At 70.3% G+C, this 18,989-nt stretch carries 23 protein-coding genes, 1 tRNA gene and 1 riboswitch; of the genes, 10 read left to right on the forward strand and 14 right to left on the reverse strand.

Annotation, left to right across the window (positions count from 1 at the left end; all coding sequences use genetic code 11):
- Position 1 precedes the first annotated feature (1 nt).
- Positions 2-82: riboswitch (ZMP/ZTP riboswitch) on the reverse strand.
- 27 nt (positions 83-109) lie between these two features.
- The 4 genes from ACE3TA_RS15395 to greA all read right to left on the reverse strand — a co-directional run bounded on the left by ACE3TA_RS15395 (position 110) and on the right by greA (position 4,428).
- A complete protein-coding gene (locus tag ACE3TA_RS15395; protein WP_374575176.1) occupies positions 110-1,846 on the reverse strand; it encodes a heparinase II/III family protein in 1,737 nt (578 codons plus the stop codon).
- Between the two features lie 19 nt (positions 1,847-1,865).
- Positions 1,866-2,528: a ribulose-phosphate 3-epimerase gene (rpe, locus tag ACE3TA_RS15400; RefSeq protein WP_374575177.1), complete on the reverse strand. Its 663-nt coding sequence runs from the start codon at positions 2,526-2,528 to the stop codon at positions 1,866-1,868.
- A gap of 88 nt (positions 2,529-2,616) precedes the next feature.
- The gene (locus tag ACE3TA_RS15405; protein WP_374575178.1) at positions 2,617-3,909 is read right to left on the reverse strand and encodes an RsmB/NOP family class I SAM-dependent RNA methyltransferase; all 1,293 of its coding nucleotides are present in this window, start codon (positions 3,907-3,909) and stop codon (positions 2,617-2,619) included.
- A 42-nt stretch (positions 3,910-3,951) separates the two neighbouring features.
- Positions 3,952-4,428 carry a transcription elongation factor GreA gene (gene greA / locus ACE3TA_RS15410; RefSeq protein WP_374575179.1) on the reverse strand — a complete coding sequence of 159 codons (477 nt, stop codon included), beginning with the start codon at positions 4,426-4,428 and terminating at the stop codon, positions 3,952-3,954.
- Positions 4,429-4,512: 84 nt separating this feature from the next.
- On the opposite strand from greA, the gene ACE3TA_RS15415 reads away from it, so the two are divergent.
- Positions 4,513-4,713 (forward strand): DUF1674 domain-containing protein, encoded by a 201-nt coding sequence (locus ACE3TA_RS15415; protein ID WP_374575180.1) that lies wholly within the window; start codon positions 4,513-4,515, stop codon positions 4,711-4,713.
- A gap of 226 nt (positions 4,714-4,939) precedes the next feature.
- Here the strand turns inward: ACE3TA_RS15415 and ACE3TA_RS15420 are convergent, their stop codons facing one another.
- Together ACE3TA_RS15420 and ACE3TA_RS15425 are read right to left on the reverse strand one after the other, a co-directional pair.
- Positions 4,940-5,293, reverse strand: coding sequence for a retropepsin-like aspartic protease (locus ACE3TA_RS15420; RefSeq protein ID WP_374575181.1), 354 nt, complete (start codon positions 5,291-5,293; stop codon positions 4,940-4,942).
- Positions 5,294-5,353: 60 nt separating this feature from the next.
- A complete protein-coding gene (locus ACE3TA_RS15425; RefSeq protein WP_374575182.1) occupies positions 5,354-5,587 on the reverse strand; it encodes a hypothetical protein in 234 nt (77 codons plus the stop codon).
- A gap of 393 nt (positions 5,588-5,980) precedes the next feature.
- Here ACE3TA_RS15425 and ACE3TA_RS15430 point away from each other — a divergent pair, with 393 nt between their 5' ends.
- Positions 5,981-6,391: a hypothetical protein gene (locus tag ACE3TA_RS15430; protein WP_374575183.1), complete on the forward strand. Its 411-nt coding sequence runs from the start codon at positions 5,981-5,983 to the stop codon at positions 6,389-6,391.
- On the opposite strand, the gene pyrF is transcribed toward ACE3TA_RS15430, so the two are convergent.
- The gene (gene pyrF / locus ACE3TA_RS15435; RefSeq protein ID WP_374575184.1) at positions 6,385-7,116 is read right to left on the reverse strand and encodes an orotidine-5'-phosphate decarboxylase; all 732 of its coding nucleotides are present in this window, start codon (positions 7,114-7,116) and stop codon (positions 6,385-6,387) included. The genes ACE3TA_RS15430 and pyrF overlap by 7 nt on opposite strands.
- 70 nt (positions 7,117-7,186) lie before the next feature.
- Here pyrF and ACE3TA_RS15440 point away from each other — a divergent pair, with 70 nt between their 5' ends.
- Positions 7,187-7,903 (forward strand): MarC family protein, encoded by a 717-nt coding sequence (locus tag ACE3TA_RS15440; RefSeq protein WP_374575185.1) that lies wholly within the window; start codon positions 7,187-7,189, stop codon positions 7,901-7,903.
- Here the strand turns inward: ACE3TA_RS15440 and ACE3TA_RS15445 are convergent.
- From ACE3TA_RS15445 to ACE3TA_RS15455, 3 genes are all read right to left on the reverse strand, one after another.
- Positions 7,900-8,700, reverse strand: coding sequence for an SDR family NAD(P)-dependent oxidoreductase (locus ACE3TA_RS15445; RefSeq protein WP_374575186.1), 801 nt, complete (start codon positions 8,698-8,700; stop codon positions 7,900-7,902). The genes ACE3TA_RS15440 and ACE3TA_RS15445 overlap by 4 nt on opposite strands.
- 80 nt (positions 8,701-8,780) lie before the next feature.
- Positions 8,781-9,380 (reverse strand): flavodoxin family protein, encoded by a 600-nt coding sequence (locus ACE3TA_RS15450; protein WP_374575187.1) that lies wholly within the window; start codon positions 9,378-9,380, stop codon positions 8,781-8,783.
- 88 nt (positions 9,381-9,468) lie between these two features.
- On the reverse strand, positions 9,469-9,888 hold the full coding sequence (locus ACE3TA_RS15455) for an Rrf2 family transcriptional regulator (protein ID WP_374575188.1): 420 nt from the start codon (positions 9,886-9,888) through the stop codon (positions 9,469-9,471).
- Positions 9,889-10,060: 172 nt separating this feature from the next.
- Here ACE3TA_RS15455 and ACE3TA_RS15460 point away from each other — a divergent pair, with 172 nt between their 5' ends.
- The 4 genes from ACE3TA_RS15460 (at position 10,061) to ACE3TA_RS15475 (ending at position 14,144) form a co-directional block, all read left to right on the forward strand.
- Entirely contained in the window at positions 10,061-11,977 is a 1,917-nt protein-coding gene (locus ACE3TA_RS15460; protein ID WP_374575189.1) for a potassium transporter Kup, read from the forward strand.
- On the forward strand, positions 11,978-12,346 hold the full coding sequence (locus tag ACE3TA_RS15465) for a hypothetical protein (protein ID WP_374575190.1): 369 nt from the start codon (positions 11,978-11,980) through the stop codon (positions 12,344-12,346).
- 70 nt (positions 12,347-12,416) lie between these two features.
- Positions 12,417-13,646, forward strand: coding sequence for an argininosuccinate synthase (locus tag ACE3TA_RS15470; protein ID WP_374575191.1), 1,230 nt, complete (start codon positions 12,417-12,419; stop codon positions 13,644-13,646).
- A gap of 93 nt (positions 13,647-13,739) precedes the next feature.
- Positions 13,740-14,144: an MAPEG family protein gene (locus ACE3TA_RS15475; RefSeq protein WP_374575192.1), complete on the forward strand. Its 405-nt coding sequence runs from the start codon at positions 13,740-13,742 to the stop codon at positions 14,142-14,144.
- 16 nt (positions 14,145-14,160) lie between these two features.
- Here ACE3TA_RS15475 and ACE3TA_RS15480 read toward each other — a convergent pair whose 3' ends face one another.
- Positions 14,161-14,931, reverse strand: coding sequence for a sulfite exporter TauE/SafE family protein (locus ACE3TA_RS15480; protein ID WP_374575193.1), 771 nt, complete (start codon positions 14,929-14,931; stop codon positions 14,161-14,163).
- Positions 14,932-15,206: 275 nt separating this feature from the next.
- Here ACE3TA_RS15480 and ACE3TA_RS15485 point away from each other — a divergent pair, with 275 nt between their 5' ends.
- The gene (locus ACE3TA_RS15485; protein ID WP_374575194.1) at positions 15,207-15,791 is read left to right on the forward strand and encodes a hypothetical protein; all 585 of its coding nucleotides are present in this window, start codon (positions 15,207-15,209) and stop codon (positions 15,789-15,791) included.
- Here ACE3TA_RS15485 and ACE3TA_RS15490 read toward each other — a convergent pair.
- Positions 15,788-16,210, reverse strand: coding sequence for a hypothetical protein (locus ACE3TA_RS15490; protein WP_374575195.1), 423 nt, complete (start codon positions 16,208-16,210; stop codon positions 15,788-15,790). The genes ACE3TA_RS15485 and ACE3TA_RS15490 overlap by 4 nt on opposite strands.
- On the opposite strand from ACE3TA_RS15490, the gene ACE3TA_RS15495 reads away from it, so the two are divergent.
- Both ACE3TA_RS15495 and ACE3TA_RS15500 read left to right on the forward strand, forming a co-directional pair.
- Positions 16,170-16,733, forward strand: a complete 564-nt coding sequence (locus tag ACE3TA_RS15495) for an EAL domain-containing protein (RefSeq protein WP_374575196.1) — start codon at positions 16,170-16,172, stop codon at positions 16,731-16,733. The genes ACE3TA_RS15490 and ACE3TA_RS15495 overlap by 41 nt on opposite strands.
- A complete protein-coding gene (locus tag ACE3TA_RS15500) occupies positions 16,646-17,857 on the forward strand; it encodes an acyl-CoA dehydrogenase family protein (RefSeq protein ID WP_374575197.1) in 1,212 nt (403 codons plus the stop codon). Before ACE3TA_RS15495 ends, ACE3TA_RS15500 begins: the two co-directional genes overlap by 88 nt.
- Positions 17,858-17,994: 137 nt before the next feature.
- Here the strand turns inward: ACE3TA_RS15500 and ACE3TA_RS15505 are convergent.
- Positions 17,995-18,069, reverse strand: a tRNA-Gly gene (locus tag ACE3TA_RS15505).
- A gap of 144 nt (positions 18,070-18,213) precedes the next feature.
- Positions 18,214-18,957, reverse strand: coding sequence for a DUF6065 family protein (locus ACE3TA_RS15510; RefSeq protein ID WP_374575198.1), 744 nt, complete (start codon positions 18,955-18,957; stop codon positions 18,214-18,216).
- Between the last annotated feature and the right edge of the window lie 32 nt (positions 18,958-18,989).

An 18,989-nucleotide genomic window follows, 5' to 3' on the forward strand; every position in this document is an offset into this window, starting at 1 on the left:
AGAAAGATGCCCAGGCGAGCGGCGGTTCAGATCCGCGCTCCCCGGTGGTCGCCCACCTTTATCGCCAGTCACGCGGATGGCGCGGAAAATACGCGCGGCGGGCCTTGAGTCAACGCGCGGGCAGGTCGGCCTTGGCCAGTTTCCAGCGCAGACGCGCGCCCTGGTCGATCCTCGCCTGGCCGTGCAGCACGATGCGCTGGGCCCGGCGCGCCTGGCCTTCGTGGAAGTGTACGGACGGCTCGACGGTCACCTCGACGGCGTCGTTGCGCAGCCACCAGCCGGCTTCCTTGCCGTCCGCCCGCAGCAGCACGCTCTTCTTGTCCATCGCCAGCGAGGCGCGCGCGTCCGGGTGGATGTGGAAGCAGACCGTGAAGGGCACGAAGCGGCGCGCCTTGTCGCCGCGGTCGGCGACCGGGCGCATGGGCGTCAGGCGGTCCTCGCCGCGCAGCTCGTCGGCGGCGAGGTTCACGAACAGGCGGCGGCGGTGCTGCAGGCGCAACCGCCCCATCCAGCCGTCGTGGGCGACCTCCAGCCACAGCGCCTCGTCGGACTCGCGCCGTTCGGCCTCCACAGGGGCGTCGGCGCCCACCAGGCGCGGCCCCAGGAGCGCCGCCGCCAGCCCGCCGAGGGGCTCGCCGCAGGCCTGGTCGGAAATCGTCAGGGTGGAGGCCGCGTCGATCAGGCGCAGCGCCGCCGGGCCCGACGCGTCCGGCGACCAGCCGCAGTTGGTGATCAGGCGCTTGCCGTTCGCCAGCACCTCCAGGGCCAGCGGCTGGGCGCAGGCGGTGACGCTAAACGGCCCGGACGCCGGGGCGGCGGCGTCCACCAGGACCTGCAGGCTGGCGGCGTCCAGGCGCTGGTAGCCGTTGCGGGCCACGGGCGTCGCGCGCGGCGCTTCTCCCTCGGGATCCTCGCTGGCCCGCGCCGCGCCGACATAGGCGCGCGACAGCTCCTCGCCGCCCTGGAACGAGGGCAGGGCGCCGTCGCCCAGGGTGAAGAAGCGCACCGCCCCGATCAGCCGGTCGATGGCGCGGGTCACTTCCTCCGGCGCCGACAGGCCGCGCTGGGCCAGGGCGTCGTCCAGGGTCTGCAGGTCGAACAGGAGCTCCAGCGCCGCCTGCGGGCTGCGCGAGGCGTGGCCGCCGTCCGGCTGCACCGTGCGCGGCAGGGCCTTGGCCAGCCGGGCCAGGGCCCGCACGCGCAGGGCCTTGCCCGCCTGACCGGAGATGGCCGCGCCGGCGACCGCCGCCACGGCCGCGCGCTCAGCCGCGCGTTCAGGACCCTCGATGGTGGCCAGCAGGTGGCGGCCCTGGCGATAGAGGTCGCGGGCGACCTGGGCCTTCTCGGCGTCGGAGGCCCGCTCGCACATGGCCTTGCCGGCGCACGCCAGGTTGAACGCCCGCCGCTCCAGCACGTCCGGGTGCCAGGAGAAGGGGTTCCAGGCGCCGAACAACCGCCGCCAGTCCAGATAGAGCCGCAGCGCCTCGGCCGCGCCCGGCTCGCCCGCGGCCATCAGGTCCGGCAGCCAGGCGAAGCGGTGCAGGGCCACGGCGAACTTGCGGTGGGGGCTCGGCCGGTCCCAGGGATCGCCCCTGGCCCCGGCCTGCAGGGTCGCGCCGGCCAGGGTGAAGGCGCCGGCCAGGATGCGCCGGCCGGATTCGGCGTCGGCGGGGCGCATGTCCTTCGGGCGTAGATCGAGCGCGTGGGCCTTGCCCCCGCCCAGCAGGGCGCGGTGCGCGGGCGAGCTCGTCCATTCCCGGCGCGCCTGACGGCCCAGGCCGGCCGTCAGGGCCAGCATGGCCGTGTAGCCCGGCGCGCGGGCCAGGCTTGCCGAGCCGGCGGCCATGAGTGCGCTCCCCTCCCGGTCAGTCGCCCCGGAGGGCGCGGATGTTGTCGGCGTAGGCCGCCGGCCCGCCTTTGAAGACGGCCGAGCCGGCCACCAGGGCCGTGGCCCCGGCGTCGATGCAGCGGCGCGCGGTCAGCGGGTTCACCCCGCCGTCGACCTCCAGCACGATCTGGTAGCCGCCCTTGTCGATCATGCCGCGCAGGCGCTCGATCTTGGCGAGCTGGCTGTCCATGAAGCTCTGGCCGCCGAAGCCCGGGTTGATCGACATCACCAGAATCAGATCGATTTCGTCCATCATCCACTCGATCACAGACGGCGAAGTGGACGGATTGAAGACCACGCCGGCCTTGGCGCCGATCTGGCGGATGCGTTTCAGGCTGCGGTTCAGGTGCGGGCCTGATTCGGGGTGCACGCTGATCCAGTCGGCGCCCGCCTCGCGGAACGCCTCCAGGTAGGGATCGGCCGGGGCGATCATCAGGTGCACGTCGAAGGGGATCGACACCAGCGGGCGCAGGGCCTTCACCACGTCCGGCCCGAAGGTGATGTTCGGCACGAAGTGGCCGTCCATGACGTCCAGGTGCAGCCAGTCGGCGCCGGCGGCGGCCACGGCCTGGGCCTCCTCGCCCAGTCGCGCGAAGTCGGCCGCCAGGATCGAGGGCGCGATGATGGTCTTGTCGGTCATGCTTCCGACTTAGAATGCGTTCGTGGAACTTGGAAACGCGTTTTGCGGCCAAAGGCGCAGGAAAAGAGTCGAAAAGAGTTAAGGCCGGTTAGGACCCGCCCTCGGATCGCACGAGCCGGGCGATGAAGAAGCCGTCGGTTCCGCCTGCACGGTGGTGCGGCAGCACCCGCAGGGTTCCGCGCGGGGTCAGGCTGGCGTCGGGCGCGCCGCCCTCGCCGGGGGCGATCGGGTCGACGGCGAAGCCGGGCGTGCGGGTGAGGAACGCCTCGACCTGGGCCTCGCCCTCCTCCGGCTCTAGCGAGCAGACGCAGTAGACCAGCCGGCCGCCAGGCCGCACCCGCCGGCCCGCCGCGTCCAGCAGCCGCGACTGGGCGCCCGCCAGGCTGGCGATGTCGCTGGGCCGCGCGGCCCACAGGACGTCCGGGTGGCGGCGGAAGGTGCCGGTGGCGCTGCAGGGCGCGTCCAGCAGCACCGCGTCGAACTGGCGCTCGTCCTCCCAGGCGCCGGCGTCGGCGCAGACCACCTCGGCGGACAGGCCCGCGCGCTCCAGGTTCTCGGACAGGCGCTTCAGCCGCGCGGCCGAGCGGTCCACCGCGGTCACCGTCGCGCCCGCGGCCGCCAGTTGCAGGGTCTTGCCGCCGGGCGCGGCGCACAGGTCGAGCACGGTCTCGCCGGCCTTGGCGCCCGTCAGGCGCGCGGGGATGGCGGCGGAGGCGTCCTGCACCCACCACCGGCCCTCGGCGTAGCCGGGCCAGCCGGCCACGTCGCCGCGCCTTTGGGTGCGCAGCATCGGCCCCGGCAGGGGTTCCGCCTCCAGCAGGGCGGCCAGGTCGGCCGCGTCCGCGTCGGCGCGGGGGGTGACGTCCGTCGCCGGCTCGCGGGCGATCTCGGCGGCGATCGCCTGCGCCGCCTCGGCGCCGAACGCCGCGCGCCAGCGGGCCAGCAGCCAGTCGGGCGCCAGGGTGTCGGGATCGTCGAGCTTGGGCGGCTCGCGCAGCAGCCCGCGCAGCACCGCGTTCACCAGACCCTTGAACGGACGCGTCTCGCGCCGGCTCGCCGCCAGGTCCACGCTGGTGGAGACCGCCGCGTGCGCCGGCTGGTCCAGCAGGAACGCCTGGACCACGCCGAGCCTCAGGATATGGCGCACGGCTTCCGGAGGCGGGCGCGACAGCTTGGCGTCCAGCGCCCGGTCGATCGGGCCCAGGTGGCGCAGGCTCGCCATCACCAGCGCCCTGGCGAAGGCGCGGTCGCGCGGCGGCAGGTCGCGAAGGGCCGGCGCGGCGAGGCCCTCCTCCAGGCCCGCGCGGCGCGAAAGCGCGGCGGCCAGGAGGTCGAGGGCCGCCAGGCGGGCGGGAAGTCCGGATTCAGTCTTTTGGGTCACCGGCGCGGCGTGCCCGGTTCCGCGCCGTCGCGCAAGCCCGCCTCAACCAAGGCCGATGATCTCGATCTCTTGGCCGGCCGCCTCGGCCGCCTCGCCCACGGCTTTGCCGAGCACCGCCCGCGCCAGCGGAGCGATGTAGGAGATCTTGCCCTTGGCCGGGTCGGCCTCGTCCTCGCCGACGATGCGGAAGGTGGAGCGCCGGCCGTCCTCGCGCTCGATGGTGACGCGCCCGCCGAACACGGCCACGGCGCTTTCGGGATCGGTCTCCACCAGTTGGGCGCTGGCGCGGCGGGCGCCGTAGTAGCGCAGGTCCCGCGTGGCGCGGGCCATGGCGGTGCGGTCGGCCTGGATGTCGCCGGCCTGGGCCGCGGCGTAGGCGGCGCGCGCCTTGGCCAGTTCCGCGTCCAGTTCGGCCAGGCCCTCCGCGGTCACCAGGTTCGGGTGCGGCGAGATCGGCCGGTCGGGCAGGTCGGCGGCCGAGGCCTCGTGGTCGGTTTCCTTGGTGAAGGCGACGCTCATGTCGCGGGTCCTTTCAGCACGCGGACCAATCTAGGCGCTTTGCGCGGGATTGCCGAGGCCGGGGCGGGAGCCTACATCGGGCCCATGGACGAGCCGCTTCCTCCCAACGCCAATCCGGACAAGCCGCTGACGCCGGCCGCCCGCCGCGCGCTGGAGGAAGCCGAGGCGCGCCACAGGGCCGAGGCCGAAGCCGCCGCGCGCGCCGCCGAGCTGGGCGGCCCCAAGGGCCCCGAGCCCACCCGCTTCGGCGACTGGGAACGCAAGGGCATCGCCGTCGACTTCTGAGGCGGTCGGCCTCTATGGGTGAGGCCCGGTGGATCGGATAAGCGGTGTGGTCGCGGGTCGGTCTCTGGCTAAGCGTGTCGCGCAGAGAGATCGGCGCACGCCGCCACGCCAAACGATCGACCTGCCGGTTCATACGCAGGCGATAGCTTGGCTGGAGGGCGACCACTGTGGGGTAGGGCTAGGTAGCTGTATCCGCGCGTCCTACTCCTCAAGCGCGCTCGTAGCGCTAGCCGTCGTGGTCTTCATAGTAAGTCGGACCTGCTCTGGACCAATGGAACCATTGGTCCGGTCCACTGTAGGTAACGTGGTATCCAGCTAAGAACGTCCTGCCGAGGAGAACTCGAGTGCTTGGATGCTGCATCTTCACGCCAAAGACTTTGAACCACTGGTCGAAGCCAAGCCCAAGTACCTTGAGTTGCACCATGAAGCCGAGCGCTGGCCGTTCCGTTCCGTCAGCCACTTTGACCGCAGTGCGATCGATCGGTTGAAGGCCAAGTTGAAAAAGGACGCTTTGGTCAAGCAGTACGCATGACGCTCCCGTATCGACTACGCCGGTTAGCTGCATTTCCTTCGAGGACATAACCGTCTCGCGCAGGGTTATGTGAATCTCGGGGCCGGACCCCCAAATCGTAGGTCCCACTTAGCTGGCGATATCTACAAACGGGGCCGTCAGTTCCCCCTCGTCAGTGTGTCGGATCAGCACTTGGTCGCCGGACAGTTCTGCGCGAGCGTACTCGGCAGCTGCTGGGAAGTCTGGGAAGGTCTGGATGAGACGCCCGTGGGCAACTAGTACCCATACCGATCCATACTCTTGCTTGATCTGAGGAAGCAGCGCTTCAAATGCCTCGATTTGCTCGTCCAGTGCATCACGCATGACATTGCCCTCGCGTATCGGGTAAAATCCGATTCGCGAGGCGGCCGATCAATGGCCGTAACGCAAGTTGATCCGAGTGGACTGCCACATCCTGCTCGAATCAGGGCTTCGCAAACCAATCGAATCATCTGGGAAGAGCTGCGACAATCCCCCAGTTGGGGGCTTACGCACCGTGGGCTATGGGCCACGAATTGGGCCGCGCCGTGCTTCCTGAACCGTTCCTTGCTCGGGTCAAACACGACAGAATTGGGGCGGACGGCGTAACGCGGCTTTGGCTGTCAGCCCGTCGCCTCGCGTGGCCGTGAGCCGCCGCTCGCGCCGCCGTTGCGCGCCCTGGCCGCTTCGGGATCGTCCGCCTAACCTGGCCGTTAAGACTTCGGTAAGGAATGGGCCATGGCTGCGCGGGCGGGCATCATCATCGGATTGGCGCTGGCCGCGGCGGCGGGGCCGACGCTGGCGGGCGAGTGCGGCTGCCGCGGCGACTACGAAGCCCAGGATCGCTACGGCCCGCCCCACGCCTATCAGGAGCGCGCCTATCGCGAGCCCTACGACCGCCAGCCGGCGCCGCCCTGCCTGGAGGCGTGCGGCGGCGAGGTGAGCCTGCCGGCCAGCTTCTTCGCCGGCGCCGGCGGGGTCGGGCCGGTCCCGGCCGGCGGCTTCTACGGCGGCGGGGTCTATGTGGTCACGTTCGGCCGCGCCCAATCCGGCGTCCGGGCCGGCGCAAGGGCCTTCGCCTGGTCCTCGGCCAGCACGCGGGCGAGCGTCAGCGTCTCAGGCGGCGGCCGCGGCGGCTGCTGTCACTGAACCGCCGACATCTCCAGCACGACGCGCTGGGCCGCGGCGCGGGGATCGTTGGCGGCGGTGATCGGCCGGCCGCAGACGATGTGCGAGGCGCCGGCCGCCAGGGCCTCGGCGGGCGTGGTGGCGCGGGCCTGGTCGTTCTTGGCCGACCAATCGGGGCGCACGCCGGGGGTCACCACCAGGAAGTCCTTGCCGCCGATGGCGCGGGCGAGCTCGGCCTCGTGCGGGCTGGCCACCACCCCGTCGCAGCCGTAGTGCAGGGCCTGGTGGATGCGCCGCTCGACCAGGTCGCGCACGTTTGAGCCATAGCCCATCTCGGTCAGGTCGGCGTCGGTCAGGCTGGTCATGACGGTGACCGCAAGCACCTTCAGGTTCGAGCGGCCCTTGCCGCGCACGGCGGCGGCCATCACCTGCGGCTCGCCGTGCACGGTGAGCAGGTCGCAGCCGGAGTCGGCCAGCACCGCGGCGGCGCGCTGCACCGTGGTGGGGATGTCGTGCAGCTTCCAGTCCAGGAACACGTCCTTGCCCTCGGCCTTCAGCGCGCGGGCCAGGTCCATGCCGCCGCCGGTGGCGAACAGCTCCAGGCCGATCTTGTAGAAGCTCACCGCGTCGCCGACGGCTTCGACCATGGCGCGGGCTTCGTCGATCGAGGGCAGGTCGAGCGGCACGATCAGCCGCGGATCGGCGGCGGTGGCGTCGTGCAGGCGGGCTTGAACGGCGGCGGCCATGGCGGGCTCCGGGGCAGGCGCGATCACGCGGGAGATCGGCGCGGGACAGGTTTTAGGCTAAGACGCCTGCATGAGCCCTCAGGACTTCGCCGTCAACTTCTTCGTCGCCCTTTTCGCCCTGATCGACCCGATCGGCAACGTGCCGCTGTTCGCCGCGGCGACGGTCGCCGACAAGGCGCGCGACCGGCGGATCGTGGCCGTCTACATCGCCCTGTTCGTGGTGGGCTTCCTCACCTTCTTCTATTTCACCGGCCTGTCGCTCCTGGCCTTCTTCGGCATCTCGCTGGCGGCCTTCCGCATCGCCGGGGGCGTGATCCTGTTCCTGCTGGGCCTGGAGATGGCCCGCGACGACTTCACCACCCAGTTCGCGGACGCCGCCGACGAGGCGGAGACCGACGCGGAGGCCGCCGGCGGCCGCAACAGCCGGGCGGGCGCGCGCCGGCGCTTCGAGCGGATGATCGTGCCCTTCGCCATGCCGCTGCTGATCGGGCCCGGCGCGATCTCCACGGTGGTGATCTACGCCAGCGAGGCCAAGAGCTTCGGCCTGTCCGGCGCGGCGATCGGCGTGGGCGTGATCTCGGCGGTGGCCCTGTGCGTGCTCCTGGCCTTCCTGGCCGCGCCGATCCTGTCGCGGATCCTCGGGCGCATCGGCATGACCATTGTCGTGCGGGTGCTGGGCCTGATCCTGTGCGCGCTCGCCGTGCAGTTCGTGCTGGTGGGGATCGCCGATTCCACCAAGGGCGTGATCCGCGCCGAGACGGCCGCGCCCTACGCCGAGGGGCGCTAGAGCTTGCGGAACCTGGGGCCCTGCCACGCCATCAGGGCGAGCGCCCAGTCGTCGGGCAGGGTCTTGGCCACGGCGGCGATCGCCTTGTTGGGCGCGCCGGGCACGGCCACCGGCCGGTTGGCCTCGGCCGCCTCGTAGCCGGCGGCGGCCACCTCGTCGGGGCCCATCCACAGCCACTGGGGCGTGGCCTTGGAGAGCTGCTCGCGCGTGCCGTTGACGTCGTGGAACTCGGAGAAGGTGAAGCCGGGGCAGAGCGCGGTCACGTGCACGCCGGTCTGCTGGTTCTCCAGGTGCAGGCTCTGGGAGAAGCGCACCAGATAGGACTTGGCCGCGCCGTAGAGCGTGTGGCCGGCCGCGCCGGGAACCAGTCCCGCCAGGGACGCGACGTTGAGAATGCGCCCGAAGCGACGCTCGACCATGCCGGGCAGGGTCTTGTGCGCCAGTTCGGTGGGCGCGTGCAGCATCACCTGCAGGAAGGCGGCCTGCTCCTCCCAGCTGGTGTCGGCGAACACGCCGGGCAGGCCGTAGCCGGCGTTGTTGACCAGGACGTCCACCACCCGGCCGTGGGCGGTCAGATGTTCCAGGATGGCGTCGACCGCGCCGGCCTGGGCGAGGTCGGCCGGAAAGCTCAGGGTCTCCACCCCGAAGCGCAGCCGGATCTCCTCGCCCAGCCGGGCCAGCCGGTCGACCCGGCGCGCGGTGAGGGCCACGTCGTAGCCGTGGCTGGCGTAGATTCTCGCCAGCGCCGCGCCGATGCCGGCGGAGGCGCCCGTCACCAGCGCGAGTCTGCGGTCCATGTGGGCCCCTTGCGATTGCCGGGGCCGAAGGTGGCGAAACGCGCGCGCCGGTTCAAGCCGCCTTGCTCAGGCGGGGTTGGTCAGGCCGCCTGGGCCAGTTCCTGCGCCCCGGCCCGCCAGCGGCGGGCGGCCTCGGCCACGCGCACGCCCAGCAGCCGGGCGGTCTCGCGGTCGCCGGACGGCGGGGTGACTTCGGGGCTGGCGTTCTCCGACTGGGTCATCACGCCGAGGAACGAGCCCAGGCGGTTGACGTCTTCCGGGCCGGTCTTGCCGGCGGCCGAGCCCGGAGGCAGGCCGGTGGAGACCCAGACCATGCCGTGCTGGGCGGCCAGCACCGACAGCGAGGCGAGCGCCTGCAGCTTGTCGCCCGACAGGCTGTGCGAGTTGGTGAAGCCGGCGGCCAGCTTGTCCTTCCAGCCCTGCACGGCCCAGACCTTGGAAGAGGCCTCGGCGAAGGCGCGGAAGGCGGCGGAGACGTCGCCCATGTAGGTGGGCGCGCCGAACACGATGGCGTCGGCGTTGCTCGCTTGGTCGAGCAGCGGGCCGAAATCCTGGGCGGCGTTCTCGATCTTCAAGAGCACCGGCTCGGCGCCGGCGGCGCGTACGCCCTCCGCGACGGACTCGGCGACGACGGCGGTGTGGCCGAAGCCGGAATGGTAGGCGATGGCGACTTTGGTCATGGGGGTCTCTCCTTTATCGCAACCGATGCAGTGTCGATTACATATGAGCGCCAGGAGCGGGCGCAAGCCGGGGCGCCAGGAGATTTTCTCAGGCCGCGTTCAGCAGGTCGGCGACGGTGATGTCCGACAGGCGCTGGGCCGCCGCCCGGTCGGCCTGGGCGATCGCCTCGTCCACGGCCTTGGGGATCCGCTCGCCCACCGGGCAGCCCTTGGCGCCGGGCGGCGCCACGCCCAGATGGGTGCAGCCGCCCACCGCGCGCAGCACTTCGTCGAGCCGGATCGCGCCCGCCGGCTTCAGCAGCCAGGCCCCGCCGCGGGCGCCGGCGCGGGTGCCGACCAGGCCCGCCTGGGCCAGCAGGCCGGTCACCCGGCGGATCACCACCGGGTTGGTGGGGATAGAGGCGGCCAGCTCCACACTGGAGACGGCCTTGTCCGAGCTCATCGCCTCTCGATGAGCCAGATAGGCCAGCGCGTGGGCCGCCACAGGAAAGCGTTGACTGTCCGACATGGGCCTTGAACCTAGGCGCAAGATTGGCGCATTCAATGGAAAAGCGGCGCTCGCGCGCGACGCGGCGCCCGATTGAACCCCGTTTGGAAAGGGTGTATCGCGCCCGCCGCGCGACGGCATGGGGCCGCCCCAAGGGAACAGCGCGTCTATATTCGGTTCCCGGAGACCTTGGATGGCTGATCAAGCCGGCGCCGCCGTGGACGTGGCGGACGAAACGTCTCACTCGCCCCAGGAAGGCTTCTGGGCGCTGGCGCTCGGGTCGGTCGGCGTCGTGTTCGGCGACATCGGCACCAGTCCGCTCTACGCCATGCGCGAGGCCCTGGCCCACTCCAAGAGCGGCGGCACGTCCGAACTGGCCGTGCTGGGCGTCGTCTCCCTGGTGATCTGGGCCCTGATCCTGATCGTGACGGTCAAGTACGTCGTCTTCCTGATGCGGGCGGACAACAAGGGCGAAGGCGGCACCCTGGCGCTGATGGCGCTGGCGCAGCGCGCGCTCGGCCACCGCTCCACCATCGTCTTCTTCCTGGGGGTGATCGGCGCGGCGCTGTTCTACGGCGACGGCATCATCACCCCGGCCGTGTCGGTGCTGGGCGCCATCGAGGGCCTGAAGGACGCGCCGGGCATCGGCCACTCCCTGGCGCCCTTCGTGGTGCTGATCTCGGCCGGAATCCTGGTGGGCCTGTTCATGGTCCAGTCGCGCGGCACCGCCAGCGTCGCCAGGTTCTTCGGGCCGATCACCGCCGTGTGGTTCCTCACCCTGGCCGCGCTCGGGGTCTACCACATCGCCGACGACCTCTCGATCTTCCGGGCCCTGTCGCCGACCTACGGCGTGGCCTTCCTCATCGAGAACGGCTTCCTGGGCTTCGTGATCCTGGGCAGCGTGTTCCTGGCGGTCACCGGGGCCGAGGCGCTCTACGCCGACATGGGCCACTTCGGCAAAGCTCCGATCCGCGCCGCCTGGCTGTTCCTGGTGCTGCCAAGCCTGGCGCTGAACTACCTGGGCCAGGGCGCCCTGGTGCTGGCCAACCATGAGGCGCGGCACAACCCGTTCTTCATGATGATCCCGGACCTGGTCTACTGGCCCGTGCAGATCCTGGCCGCGGCGGCCACCATCATCGCCAGCCAGGCGGTGATCACCGGCGCCTTCTCCATGACCCAGCAGGCCGTGCAGCTCGGCCTGTTCCCGCGCATCGACATCCGCCGCACCAGCGAGACCCAGGCCGGCCAGATCTTCGTGCCGCAGGTCAACACCTTCCTGATGCTGGGCGTCCTGGCGCTGCTGTTCACCTTCCAGACGTCGTCGCACCTGGCCGCCGCCTACGGCATCGCCGTCACCGGCTCGATGTTCGTCGACACCCTGCTGTTCTTCGTGATCATCAAGTACATGTGGAAGCGGCCGACCTGGCAGGCGGCCCTGGCGGCCGGGGCCTTCGGCTGCCTCGACATCGTGTTCATCGCCTCCAACCTGCTGAAGTTCTTCCACGGCGCCTGGCTGCCGCTGGCGCTGGGCGGCGGACTGGTGGTGGTGATGTGGACCTGGACCCGCGGGGCGCAGATCCTCACCGAGAAGACCCGTCGCGACTCCGTGCCGCTGGTCGAGTTGTCCGAGATCCTGAAGGCCCGCGCGCCGCACCGCGCGCCGGGCACGGCGATCTTCCTGACGTCCGATCCGGACGTGGCGCCCGTCGCCCTGATGCACAACCTCAAGCACAACAAGGTGCTGCACGAGAAGAACGTCATCCTCACCGTGCGCACGGCCGAGACGCCGCGCGTGAAGGAGGAGGACCGGGTGCGGATCGAGCCGATCAACGACGACTTCAAGAAGGTGTTCGTCACCTACGGCTTCATGGAAAGCCCCAACATCCCCAAGGCCCTGGGGCTGTGCCGCAAGCTCGGCCTGAAGTTCGACATCATGGCCACCAGCTTCTTCCTGGGCCGGCGCTCGGTGGTGCCCTCGGCGCAGTCGGGCATGCCGCTGTGGCAGGACAAGATCTTCATCTTCCTGATGAAGAACGCCGCCAACCCCACCGACTTCTACAAGATCCCGCCGGGCCGCGTGGTCGAGATGGGCGCGCAGGTGACGGTCTAGGTGGCGCAGATCCTCGGATACGCCGCCGACGCGCTCTGGATCCTCGCGCTCGCGATCATGGCCTCGGCCTCGCGCCAGGCCTTTCAGCGCCTGCCGGCGGGCCGTCGCATCCCCGTGGCGCTGGCGCCGGACGGCTCGACGGTCGCGGCGACCAGCCGCGGGGCGGCTGTGGCGGCCGTGCCCGTGCTGGCTTTCGTGGTCGGCGCGGGGCTCCTGGGGCTGCGCGTCTGGGCCGACCAGAACGCCCTCTACGCCATCGCGTTGTTCGCCGGCCGGGCCACCGTCGCGGCGGTCTTCGCCCTCGCCCACCTGCGCTGGCTGAGACTCGCGCTGGAGCGAGCCGGCACGGTTCGCGCGCAAGGCTCTTGAACGGCCCGGCCGTTCGCCCTTAAACGCCCGCGACCCTTCCCTTTCGCCTTACCCTAAGGACCCGCCGCCCATGGCCGCCGACAAGCCGATCAAGAAAGTTGTCCTCGCCTATTCCGGCGGCCTGGACACCTCGATCATCCTGAAGTGGCTGCAGACCGAGTACGGCGCGGAGGTGGTCACCTTCACCGCCGACCTCGGCCAGGGCGAGGAGATCGAGCCGGCCCGCGCCAAGGCCCTGGCCGCCGGGGTGAAGCCGGAGAACATCTTCATCGAGGACGTGCGCGAGGAGTTCGTCCGCGACTACGTCTTCCCGATGTTCCGGGCCAACACGGTCTACGAGGGCCAGTACCTGCTCGGCACCTCGATCGCCCGGCCGCTGATCGCCAAGAAGCAGATCGAGATCGCCCGTAAGACCGGCGCCGACGCGGTCAGTCACGGCGCCACGGGCAAGGGCAACGACCAGGTGCGCTTCGAGCTGGGCTACTACGCCCTGGAGCCCGACATCCGCGTGATCGCGCCCTGGCGCGAATGGGACTTCAAGAGCCGCGAGGCGCTGCTGGACTTCGCCGAGAAGCACCAGATCCGGATCACCAAGGACAAGCGCGGCGAAGCGCCCTTCAGCGTCGACGCCAACCTTCTGCACTCGTCCTCCGAGGGCAAGGTGCTGGAGGACCCGGCCGTGGAGGCGCCGGAGTTCGTGCACATGCGCACGATCTCGCCCGAGGATGCGCCGGACAAGCCGACCGTCATCACCATCGACTTCGAAAAGGGCGACCCGGTCGCCATCGACGGCGAGAAGCTGTCCCCGGCCGCGCTGCTGACCAAGCTGAACCAGCTCGGCCACGACAACGGGATCGGCCGCCTGGATCTGGTGGAGAACCGCTTCGTCGGCATGAAGTCGCGCGGGGTCTACGAGACCCCCGGCGGCACGATCCTGCTGGCCGCCCACCGGGGCATGGAGTCCATCACCCTCGACCGCGGGGCCATGCACCTGAAGGACGAGCTGATGCCGAAGTACGCCTCGCTCATCTACAACGGCTTCTGGTTCTCGCCGGAGCGCGAGATGCTGCAGGCGGCGATCGACCACTCCCAGGCCCTGGTCGGCGGCCAGGTGCGGGTGAAGCTCTACAAGGGCAACGTCACCGTCATCGGCCGCACCAGCCCCTACTCGCTCTACGACCAGGACCTGGTCACCTTCGAGGAAGGCAAGGTCGCCTACGACCACCGCGACGCGGCCGGCTTCATCAAGCTGAACGCCCTGCGCCTGCGCGTGCTGGCCAAGCGCGACAAGCGGGGCTGAACCTGGCGGGCCGCCCGGGGAGGTTCCCGCGCGGCCCGGGCCATGGCAACCTCAGCCCGCCGGCCGCAGCGCCGGGAACCTGGGGGAAACGTCATGCAACCGCATAGCTGGGTGGCGCTGGTCACGATCGCCGCCCTTCTCGTCTATTTCTGGATGGGTATCGGCGTCGCCGGCGCCCGCCGCAAGTCAGGCGTCGCCGCGCCGGCCATGACCGGCGATCCGATCCTGGAGCGGCATGTCCGCGTGCAGGCCAACACGCTGGAGTGGCTGCCGATCTTCCTGGCCGGCCTGTGGCTGTTCGCCATCTACTGGAACGACCTGATCGCCGCCGGCCTGGGCGTGGTCTGGATCGTCGGGCGCATCCTCTACGCCCGCGGCTATGTGGCCGACCCGGCCAAGCGGGAACTGGGCTTCGGAATCCAGAGCCTGGCCTCCGCGGCGTTGCTGCTCGGCGCGGCGGGCCGCATCGTCTGGGCGATGGCCGTCGGCGGCGCTTGAGCCGGCGAAGCGGGATCTAGCGGAACAGCACCAGCGCCTGCGAGCCGGCCAGGCCCAGCACCAGAAGGCCGACGATCCAGGTCAGCAGGCGCAGCGGCAGCACCTTGGTCATCCAGCCGGCCACCGGCGCGGCGACGACCCCGCCGGCGATCAGGCCGAGCACCGGCCAGATGTGCTGGCGAAGGCCGCCGCTCACCCAATGGCCGCTCAGGAGGGCGGCGAGGAACGAGGCCGAGATCGCCGCGGCCACGAAGAACTCCGCCGCGTTGGTGGTGCCGATGGCCTGGCGCGGATCGGCGCCGCCGCCCATCAGGGTGGAGGTCACCACCGGGCCCCAGCCGCCGCCGCCCACCGCGTCGAAGAAGCCGCCCGCCAGCCCCACCGGCAGGGGCGAGCGCCAGGAGAACGGCCGGGGCTGCACGCCCCGCCAGGCGCGGTAGAGGATCACCAGGCCCATGATGGCCAGCCAGGCCACCACATAGGGTTTCACCCGCTCGCCGTTGATCGAGGTGAGCAGGTAGGTCCCGGCGACGCCGCCGACGATGCCGCCAGCCGACAGCAGGGCGAGCAGACGCCAGCCCACGTTGCCGTGGAAGATGTGCGACAGGGCCGAGGCCGCGCCGGTGAACACCTTGGCTGCGTGCACGCTGGCCGAGGTGGTGGCGGGCGGGACGCCGGTGGCCAGCAGAATGGTCGAGCAGACGACGCCGTAGGCCATGCCCAGCGCGCCATCGACCAGTTGAGCAGCGAAGCCGACGCCCGCGAAGAGCCAGAAGTCTTGTCCCATGCGGTTTCCGCTCGCAGAACTCCGACCGCGCAGCAATCCCGATTACCTGAGGCTTGCCGAGAGCTTTTCTGAAGACCTGACGCCCTCGTGAAGGCGAACCCGCTCGCGGCGCCCGCCGCCGCGCCGATTTTTTCAGCTGTGTTTCAGCGCCGGGAGGTAGAGAGGGATTGATGGAGCTCAAGGCGTGCTTTCGCGCCCTGTAGACACCATAATCGCATCCGAACCTTGGCCGTCGGCGTTCACGCGTCGAGGGGCGCTTTGGAGTAACAGAGCCCATGAACCGTAAGTTCGCCGTCATCACCGCGCTCACGGCGGCCGCAGCCCTCCTGGCGGCCTGTACGACGGCCACGCCCTATCAGCCCAACGTTCCCGGCCAGTCGGTCAAGGGCGGCTATTCGGAGGTCAAGCTCGAGTCCGACCGCTACCGCGTGACCTTCACCGGCAACACCCTCACCTCGCGCGAGCAGGTGGAAAGCTCCCTGCTCTACCGCGCGGCGGAGCTGACGGTGAGCCAGGGGTACGACTGGTTCTCGGTCGTCGAGCGCAACACCGACCGCAAGGCCCGCACCTATGTCGAGCCTGACCCGATGTTCCAGTCCTACGGCCCGTATCCCTACTGGCATCCGGCGTGGCGCTACTACGGTCCGGCCTACGGCTGGCGTAGCTGGGACCCCTACTGGGGCGACCCCTTCTGGGCCGACCGCATGGACGTGCGCACCGTCGAGCGCTTCGAGGCCACGGCCGAGATCCAGATGCACAAGGGCCAGAAGCCGGAGGGCGACGCCCGCGCCTTCGACGCCCACGCGGTGATGGACAACCTGGGCCCGCACATCCAGCGGCCCGTCCCGAAGGCCGGCTAGAACAGCCAGCGCAGGAAGGCGACGAGCCGGGGCGTGCGGTCGTGGCTGGCTTGGCGGTCGGCGTTGAGCGGCGCGGCCGCCTCCAGGCCGAACTCGGCGTGTCCGGCCTTGCCCCGGACGCCCGCGCCGGCCGAATAGAGCGAGCCGCCGCTGGGCCCGTCGTCGATGTTGCTCACCCGGCCGCCGTCGGCGAAGGCGTAGACCTGCACGTTCTTCAGCGCGCCGCGATCCTTCAGGTCGCGGCGCAGCTCCACCGAGCCCATCAGCCCCTGGTCGCCCCAGCGCCCGGAGAAATCGAAAGCGCGGCCGAACGCCGGTCCGCCCAGGCCGATCTCCTGCGACGCCAGCAGCGAGCCCGACCTGGGCGTCTGGCTCTTGATGCTCGTGGCCGCCGCCGGGCTTGCGGCCGGCCAGCTCACGGTGGAGGTCACCGAATCGGCGGCCGTCGCCTGCGCCCAGACGGCCATCGCCACGCTGGAGCGCTTCCGCGCGGCGGGCCTGAAGGTCTCGGCCGACGACTACGGCGCCGGCCAGTCCACCTTGAGCTACCTGAAGAGCTTCCCGGCCCAGGAGATCAAGATCGACCAGTCGTTCATCGCCAACATGACGTCGGATCGGGTCGACCAGATCCTGGTGCGTTCGACGATCGAACTGGCCCACGCCCTGGGCCTCGCCGTGGTGGCGGAGGGCGTCGAGGACCAGGCCTCGCTGGACATGCTGCCGGCGTTCGGCTGCGACACCGCCCAGGGCTGGCTGATCGGCCCTGCGGGGCGTTCGTCGACGAGGGCGATTGACCTGACGCTACGTCGGCCGACGATAATCGCGCCACGAACCATGAGGGTGGAGGAAGCGACATGGCCGATTTCGGGAGCGACGTTGGGCTCGAAGAGTTCCGAACCGAGGCGCGCGCTTGGCTTGAAGCCAATTTCCCGCCTTCGCTGAAGGGCCGCACCGACCTGATGGCCGCCATGATGGACGGCCCCGCGCCGACGGGCGACCTGGCGCTGTGGAAGACGCGCATGGGCGAAAAGGGCTGGGGCACGCCCACCTGGCCGGCGGAATACGGCGGCGGCGGCCTTTCGCCGCAACAGGCCCGCGTGCTGGCCCAGGAGATGGCCCGCGCCGGCGCGTTCAACCCGCTGATGGCGGGCATGGGCGTGACCATGATCGGCCCGACCATCCTCGACTACGGCACCGAGGAGCAGAAGAAGGCGCACATCCCGCCGATCGTGCGGGGCGAGGTGCGCTGGTGCGTCGGCTATTCGGAGCCCAACGCCGGCTCCGACCTGGCCTCGCTGCAGACCAAGTGCGAGGACAAGGGCGACCACTGGCTGATCAACGGCCAGAAGATCTGGACCTCGGGGGCGCAGTATTCCGACTGGTGCGGCATGCTGGTGCGCACCGATTTCACCGCCAAGAAGCACGACGGCATCAGCTTCATGCTGGTCGACATGCACCAGCCCGGCGTCGAGACCCGGCCGATCAAGCTGATCAGCGGCGCCTCGCCCTTCTGCGAGACCTTCTTCACCGACGCCGTCGCGCCGAAGGACGCCCTGCTCGGCCAGCTCAACGTCGGCTGGACCGTGGGCAAGCGTCTCCTGCAGCATGAGCGCGCCAGCCAGACCGGCGCTTCCGGCGGCGGCCGCGCCACGCCGCTGAACGAGATCGCCAAGCGCTACGTCGAGGTGGACGAGGCCGGCCGCATCGCCGATCCGGACCTGCGCACGCGCCTGACCCAGCACCTGATGGACGCGCGCATTCACGGCCTCACCCTGGCCCGCGCCGTGGCCGAGTCCAAAGGCGCGTCGGGCGCCACCAACGCCGCCTCGGTGCTGAAGAACTCGGCCACCAACGTGGCTCAGACCCGCGCGGAGCTGACCCTGGAGATCATGGGCGCCCAGGGCCTGGGCTGGGAGGGCGAGACGTTCGACAACGACGAGATCGAGACCGTGCGCGGCTGGCTGTTCGGCAAGGCGATGTCGATCTACGGCGGATCTTTCGAGATCCAGAACAACATCATCTCCAAGCGCATCCTCGGCCTGCCGGACAACACCCAGTCGGCCTGAGGCCCGGCCGCGCGTGCGGGCCGCCCGGGCGGCCCGCATCCGTTCCCATGCTCCATCCGCATCGGCGCAGCCATGCGCAAACGCCTTCGCGCGGCCCGTCTAGGCCGCCCGAAGCGTCTGGTTTTCTTTGGAAAATTTGGAGCGGGCGATGAGATTCGAACTCACGACCCCAACCTTGGCAAGGTTGTGCTCTACCCCTGAGCTACGCCCGCGCTCCTCGAGACCGGCCTGGGTTTCAGCCGCCCCCGAAATTCGAGAGGCGGCTTATGGCAGACGGTCCGGGCCTTTGCAAGCGCCCAAAAGCGTGACGGCCGAAAGTCGTCGCCGGTTTCTGCGGCCGGCGCGCGCCCGGCCCCTCACCTTCCGAATTTGGGGGCCTTCAGCCGGCGCTTGTTGACGTGGTCGGTGCGGGCCGGGGCGATCTCCTCGGGGAACTCGCCGCGGAAGTAGTAGCGCTGCCAAGCTTCCTTGGTGGCCTCCGGGTCGCCGCGGAAGATCTTCTGGTTGAACTCCGAGCGGTGCTTTTCCCACACGTCGTACTGATCGCGCAGCTCGGGGTTGGAGCTCATCGAGCGGATCACCGGCTGGATCTCGTGCAGCGGCTTGTCCTGGATCAGGGTGATGAAGCAGAACGGCTCGCCCTTTTCGAAGCGCACGCGGCCGGGCCGGGTGAACAGCCAGTTCATGGTGAAGGGGAAGGGCAGCCAGTCGGTCTCCACCAGCCCGGCCAGGGGCTGGATGCCGTCCTTCACGTGGTTGGGCGGGCCCTGCACCATCATCGACCAGCCGGGCGGCGTGCGGAACAGGTAGCCCGGATGGAAGGTGACGACCCCGTGGCTGAAGTGCGAGGTCACGAACCGGTGGAAGTCCGGGTTCGGCCGGTCGGGGATCATCTTGATGTCTTCCTGCATCAGCCCCCCGTTCCATTCCAGGGTGAAGGCCATCGGGCAGAGGATCTCCCAGCCCGTGCAGTTGGCCATGCTGAGCGGCAGGCACCGGTAGGGGTGCCGCGCGGCGAACTTGTCCATCCAGGCCCGTTGCGGGCGGCCCGGCACGATTTCCGGCGGGCGTTCGCTGGTGGGGTAGCACTCCAGTTCCATCACGGCGGGGGACCTCGCGAAAAGCAACGGGA

Source organism: Phenylobacterium sp., from assembly GCF_041916435.1.
GTDB lineage: Bacteria > Pseudomonadota > Alphaproteobacteria > Caulobacterales > Caulobacteraceae > Phenylobacterium.